Source organism: Roseateles sp. P5_B10 (assembly GCF_056400485.1).
This window is the reverse complement of record NZ_JBFULE010000302.1, coordinates 1-5,952: the sequence shown is the minus strand read 5'-3', so window position 1 is coordinate 5,952 and position 5,952 is coordinate 1. Positions and strand designations below refer to the sequence as shown.

At 68.2% G+C, this 5,952-nt stretch carries 4 protein-coding genes; 2 read left to right on the top strand and 2 right to left on the bottom strand.

Features of this window, described 5'->3' with window-relative positions:
• Positions 1 to 834: S4 domain-containing protein (locus tag AC1DU6_RS17570; protein ID WP_477858593.1), on the bottom strand; the 834-nt coding region annotated here is incomplete at its 3' end.
• Positions 835 to 843: 9 nt separating this feature from the next.
• Positions 844 to 2,685 (bottom strand): DNA mismatch repair endonuclease MutL, encoded by a 1,842-nt coding sequence (gene mutL, locus AC1DU6_RS17565; RefSeq protein ID WP_477858591.1) that lies wholly within the window; start codon positions 2,683 to 2,685, stop codon positions 844 to 846.
• Between the two features lie 57 nt (positions 2,686 to 2,742).
• Between mutL and AC1DU6_RS17560 the strand changes: the two genes are divergently transcribed.
• Entirely contained in the window at positions 2,743 to 3,390 is a 648-nt protein-coding gene (locus tag AC1DU6_RS17560) for a DedA family protein (protein WP_056201588.1), read from the top strand.
• A 91-nt stretch (positions 3,391 to 3,481) separates the two neighbouring features.
• Positions 3,482 to 5,952 (top strand): S41 family peptidase (locus tag AC1DU6_RS17555; protein WP_477858589.1); only part of this gene is annotated, 2,471 nt, incomplete at its 3' end.

Genomic DNA, 5,952 nt, shown 5'->3' with positions numbered 1-5,952 from the left:
GTGGTGGCCGGCGTTGGGCTTGATGCCGGAGGCGTCTTCCGCCCAGCGGTTCTCGGGCTGGAACAGCACGACCGCCGGGTCATAGCCGTCTTCGGCCTGGCCGGACACATAGCCGATGGGCTTGTGCAGCAGCACGGTGACGAGCTGAGCCTGCTGGTTGCGGGCAGCGGGGTCGATGTCGATCTGCACGTCGGGGCCGACGCGCTGGCCCAGCACGGCGACCTTGCCGTTGACGCGCACCCAGCCGGCGGCGATCCAGTCATCGGCCTCGCGACGCGAAGCAAGCTTGAGCTCGCCCATGCGCTTGGACAGGCGTTCGCCGTCCTCGGGCGCGACTTCGCGAGCCGGGTTGCGGCGTTGCTGCGGGCGCTGCGGCGGCTCGAAGTTGGGGCCGCGGTTAGCCACACGGCGTTGGTCGACGCGCGGTGGGCGGTCAGCAGGAGGGCCTTCGTCCGGTCGCGCGCGAGGGGCGCGTTCTGGGCGCTGCGGTGCGTCGCCGCGGTATTGCGGCGGGCGCTCGTCGGGTCGTGCACGCGGGCCACGCTCGGGGCGCGGCGGCGCATCGCCACGCGGCTGCTGCTGCCAGTCAGACTTGAAACCCGTCGGCTTCGGGCGAGCCGGCCGCTCGTCGCGAGCCGGTGCAGGCCGCTCGGCGCGCTGCGCTTGCGACTTCTGGAACTGCTCCTCGCGCTCGGCCCGGTCGGCTTGCGCCTTGGCAAGCGTCGTGCGGGGCTTGGAGACGCCCTTGCCGCGCACCGGCGCGCGCTTCTCGCCCTCGGCGTTGCGAGTCTTGGCAGCAGGCTTGGGCTTGCCCTTGAGGGTGATGGTGGCCATCGTTTTCTTTCAGCGTCCGCGCAGGAAAAGAGCGTCCAGCTCGCGCATGTCGAGCTGGCGCCAGGTGGGGCGGCCGTGGTTGCATTGGTCGGCGCGTTCAGTGGCTTCCATGTCGCGCAGCAGCGCGTTCATTTCGTCCAGCGTCAATTGCCGGTTGGCGCGCACGGCGCCGTGGCAGGCCATGGTGGCGAGGATTTCATGCTGAGCGCGTTCGAGCACCGAGCTGGCGTCGAACTGGGCCATCTCGGCGAGCAGCTCGCGGGTCAGCGCGACGAGGTCGGAGGCCGCAAGCAGGGCGGGGCGGGAGCGCACGGCCAAGGTGCGGGCGGACAGCGGGGCGACATCCAGGCCGAGCTTTGACAGCGTGTCGGCATGCTGCTCGGCGGCGGCGACCTCCTCGGCCGTAGCGGCGAAGCTGACCGGGATCAGCAGCGGCTGGCTTTCGATCTGGGTCGCGCCGAGCCTGGCCTTGAGCCGCTCATAGACGACGCGCTCATGGGCCGCGTGCATGTCGACGATGACCAGGCCTTGCTTGTTCTCGGCCAGGACGTAGACGCCCTGGATCTGCGCGATGGCGCGGCCCAGCGGCCAGTCCTCGTCCGGCAACTTCATCTTCAAGCTGATCGTCGGCGCGGCTGTCGCAGGTTCGGGCTCAGGAGCTTCACCAGGGGCCCACAAGGCCTCGTGCTGGACCAGGGACAGCCTGACCTGCTCGGCCGTCGGCGGCACGGGCGGCACATAGGACTGGTAGGCCGGGCGCGGCTCCGAGACGAAGAGCGTGGCCGGCATCGTCGGCTCGAAGCCAAGCGGCGCCATGGCCGATTCGACGCCGGCGGCGTCCGCACGCGACTGGGCCAGCGCGTCGATGAAGGCGCGGCGCACCGATTGGTGGATGGCGCGGCCGTCGCGAAAGCGCACCTCGATCTTGGTCGGGTGCACGTTCACGTCCACCAGCTCGGGCGCGATCTCGATGAAGAGCACATAGCTGGGCTGGCGCTGGCCGTGCAGCACGTCCTCGTAGGCGGAGCGGATGGCGTGGCTGATGAGCTTGTCGCGCACATGGCGACCATTGACCCAGACGTATTGCTGGTCGGCCCGCGAGCGCGCCGCCTCGGGCAGGCCGGCGCGTCCGGTCAGGGCCAAGGGGCCGAAGCTGTGCTCGAAGGGGCGGCTCTCGGTGACAAAGTCTGCGCCCAGCGCATCGGCAATGCGCTGCTCGCTGGACGCGGCGCGCCATTGGTCGACGAGCTTGCCTTCGTGCCAGATCGCAAAGCCGACGTCGGGACGCGCCAGTGCATGGCGGCGCACGGCTTCGACGCAATGGGCCAGCTCGGTGGCGTCGGTCTTGAGGAACTTGCGGCGGGCGGGGGTGGCGAAAAACAGCTCGCGCACCTCGACGCTGGTGCCGCGCGCACGGGCGGCCGGCTGCAGCTCGCCGCTGCGGGCGTCCAGCCGGTGGGCGTGAGCGTCGGCGGCCGTGCGGCTGGCAATGGCCATGTCGGAGACCGACGAGATGGCGGCCAGGGCCTCGCCGCGGAATCCCATCGTCGCGACGGATTCCAGGTCACTCAGGCTGGCGATCTTGCTCGTTGCATGGCGCTTGAGTGCCAAGGGCAACTGGTTGACAGGGATGCCGCAGCCGTCGTCCTCGACGACGATGGCCCGCACGCCGCCGGCCATCAGCTTGACCTGGATGTTCTTCGCGCCGGCGTCCAGTGCGTTGTCCACCAGCTCGCGCACCACCGAGGCCGGGCGCTCGACGACCTCGCCGGCGGCGATCTGGCTGATCAGCTCATCGGGCAGTTCGCGGATGGCGCGTGGGGCAGGGAGGTCGGGCAGGGGCAAATCCATCGACCGGATTATCGGCGCCGTCCGGCTGTCACGTCCGGGCCGGGATAATCGCCGCCCATGGATTTCCTTCCCTTCCTCATCGACTTCGTCCTGCACGTCGACCAGCACCTGGCCAACTTCGTCGCGAGTTACGGCGCCTGGGTGTATGCGCTGCTCTTCCTGATCATCTTTGTCGAGACCGGCGTGGTCGTCATGCCCTTCCTGCCGGGGGATTCCCTGCTCTTTGTCGTCGGCGCCATGTGTGGCGTCGGGCTGATGGACCTGGGCCTGTCCATGGCGCTGCTGACGGCGGCGGCCATCCTCGGCAACCAGAGCAACTACAGCATCGGCCGGCACTTCGGGCCGCGCGTCTTCCAGTGGGAGGACTCGCGCTTCTTCAACAAGGCCGCCTTCGAGAAGGCCCATGCCTTTTACGAGAAGTACGGCGGCATCACCCTGGTTGCGGCCCGCTTCATGCCCTTTTTGCGCACTTTCGCGCCCTTCGTGGCCGGCGTGGCGCAGATGACTCGGCGCAAGTTCACGCTGTATGACGTGGGTGGCGGCGTGCTGTGGGTTTGCGGCGTCACGCTGATCGGCTATGTCTTTGGCAACGTGCCCTGGGTCAAAACCAACCTGGACAAGATCATCTGGGCCATGATTCTCATCCCCGGCCTGGTCATCATCGCCGGCGGCCTGAAGGCCAGGTTCAAGCGCCAGCCGGGCTGACTCGGCAGGGCCAACTCAGCCCGGCGCTGACTTTCGGAGCCGCGCCCAAGGCGCACTAGAGTCGCGGGTTTTCGTCTGATCGGAGATCCCGATGACCCTGACCCGTATCGCCATGGCTTTGGCCTGTGCCTGGATGACCTCCGGCGCGGCCTTGGCGGCCGAACCGACGCTCATGCTGCGCCAGCCCGCCGTCTCCAAGGACCACCTGGCCTTCGTCTATGCCGGCGATCTCTGGCTGGCTGACCGCAGTGGCGGCAATGCCCGGCGCCTGACCAGCCATGCGGCTGCCGAGTTCGCGCCGCGCTTCTCGCCGGACGGCAGGAGCATCGCCTTCTCGGCCAGCTATGACGGCAATACCGACGTCTACGTCATCGGCCTGGACGGCAGCGCGCCCAAGCGCCTGACCTGGCACCCGACGGCTGACGTCGTCAGCGGCTGGAGCCCTGATGGCAAGCGCGTGCTGTTCGCCTCGCCGCGCGAGGTGCTGAACAACCGCAGCAACCAGCTCTACGAGGTCAGCGTGGAAGGCGGCTACGAGAAGCAGGTCATGAAGGCCGTGGCCTTCGAGGGCGCCTGGTCGGCCGACGGCAAGCAGCTGGCCTACCGCCCCTACAACGCCGCCTATGCCGGCATGAGCGGCTGGCGCCAGAGCCGCGGTGGCTCGACGCCACCGGTGTGGGTCATGGACATGCAAGGTCCAAATGCCGGCCAGCGCTGGCAGGAGATTCCCCACGTCAACGCAACCGATTCGGCGCCCGTGTGGGCCGGCGGCGAGGTGGTGTTCATCTCCGACCGAGCGGATGGCGCGGCGAACCTGTTCGCCTTCAACCCCGGCACCAAGGCGCTGCGCCAGCTCACCAAGGAGACGCAGTGGGACGTGCGCAGCGTCGACGCCGTCGGCACGACCCTGGTCTATGAGTCCGGTGGCCGCATCAAGCAGATAGAACTGGCGGGCGGCACGCCGCGCGTGCTCGACATCCAGCTCACCAGCATCGCGCCTCAGGCGCGGCCGCAGTGGAAGGATGCTGGCAAGACGCTGACCCATGCTCAGCTGTCCAGCACCGGCAAGCGCGTGGTAGTGAGTGCGCGTGGCGAGGTGTTCACCGTGCCGGTCAAGGACGGCAGCGTGCGCAACCTGACCGAGACCGCCGGCGTGCGCGAGAAGGACGCGCTGTGGAGCGCCGACGGCCAGCGCGTGGCTTATCTGTCCGACGCCCCGGGCATGCGCCATGAGCTGGTGCTGCAGAACCAGACCGGCCTGGGTGCGAAGGAGCGCTTCCTGCTGCCCAAGGAGGGTTATTTCGCGCTGATGGACTGGTCCCCTGACGGCAATCAGTTAGTGCTGCAGGACAACCACCTCAACCTCTATCGGCTGAGCCTGGTGCCCGGCCCGCAGCGCGGTCAGCTCGTCAGGATCGCCACCGACGTGCGCCGCTTCGGCGCCGACGGCTATGCCGTGTCCTTCTCGCCGGACAGCCGCTGGCTGGCCTACACGACCTCGGGCGAGAACTATTTCAGCCGCATCGTGCTGCACGACCTGGCGACCGGTCGCAACCATGCCGTCACCGACGGCCTGGCCCACGCCGGCAACCCGACGTTCTCGGCCAAGGGCGACTACCTGTATTTCACGGCGTCCATCAACTCCGGCCCGAGCCAGGTCGGCCTGGACTTGTCCACGCAGGAGCGCCCGCGCCGTGCCGGCCTCTACGCCGTGGTGCTCGCGGCCGACGGCAAGTCGCCGCTGGCGCCCAAGGCGGGTGACGAGGATGGCAAGAAGGACGACAAGAAGGACGAGAACAAGGACGAGAAGAAGGACGAAAAAACGGACAAGAAGAAAGACGACAAGAAGGCCGACGCCAAGAAGGACGAAAAGCCCAAGCCCGAACCGGTCAAGCCGATCAAGGTCGACCTCGATGGCCTGATCGATCGCGTCGTGGCCCTGCCGGTGGCCGAGCGCAATTACGACAACCTGGCAGTCGCCTCGGACGGCGCGCTCTTCTATCTGCAGCGCCCGCAACCCGGCGCCAGCAACGAGCCGCCGCAGGCCGAGCGTCGCGCGACGGCCGAGCTGTGGCGCTTCGACTTCGAGGAGCGCAAGCCCAAACTGCTGCGCACCGGCATTGCCGAGTTCTCGCTGAGCGAAGACCACAAGAAGCTGCTGCTGACCGTGGCCGGCGGCAAGCTGGAGGTGGGCGATGCCAATGACAAGGGCGACAGCAAGCCGCTGGACCTGTCGGGCCTGCGAGCCCGTGTCGACCCCAAGGCCGAGTGGAAGCAGATCTTCGACGAGGCCTGGTGGATGGAGAAGGAGTTCTTCTACGACCCGGCCATGCATGGCTTGAACTGGCAGGCCGTCTATGACCGCTATCTGCCGCAACTGGCCCATGTGCAGCGCCGCGAGGACCTGAACGACCTGCTCGTGCAGATGATTGGCGAACTGCAGGTCGGCCACAACCGTGCCGGCGGTGGTGACGTGCATCAGGAGGCGCCCGTCGCCGTCGGCCTGCTGGGCGCGGACTTCGTCGTCGAGCAGGGTCGCTACAAGGTCGCCAGGCTCTACGC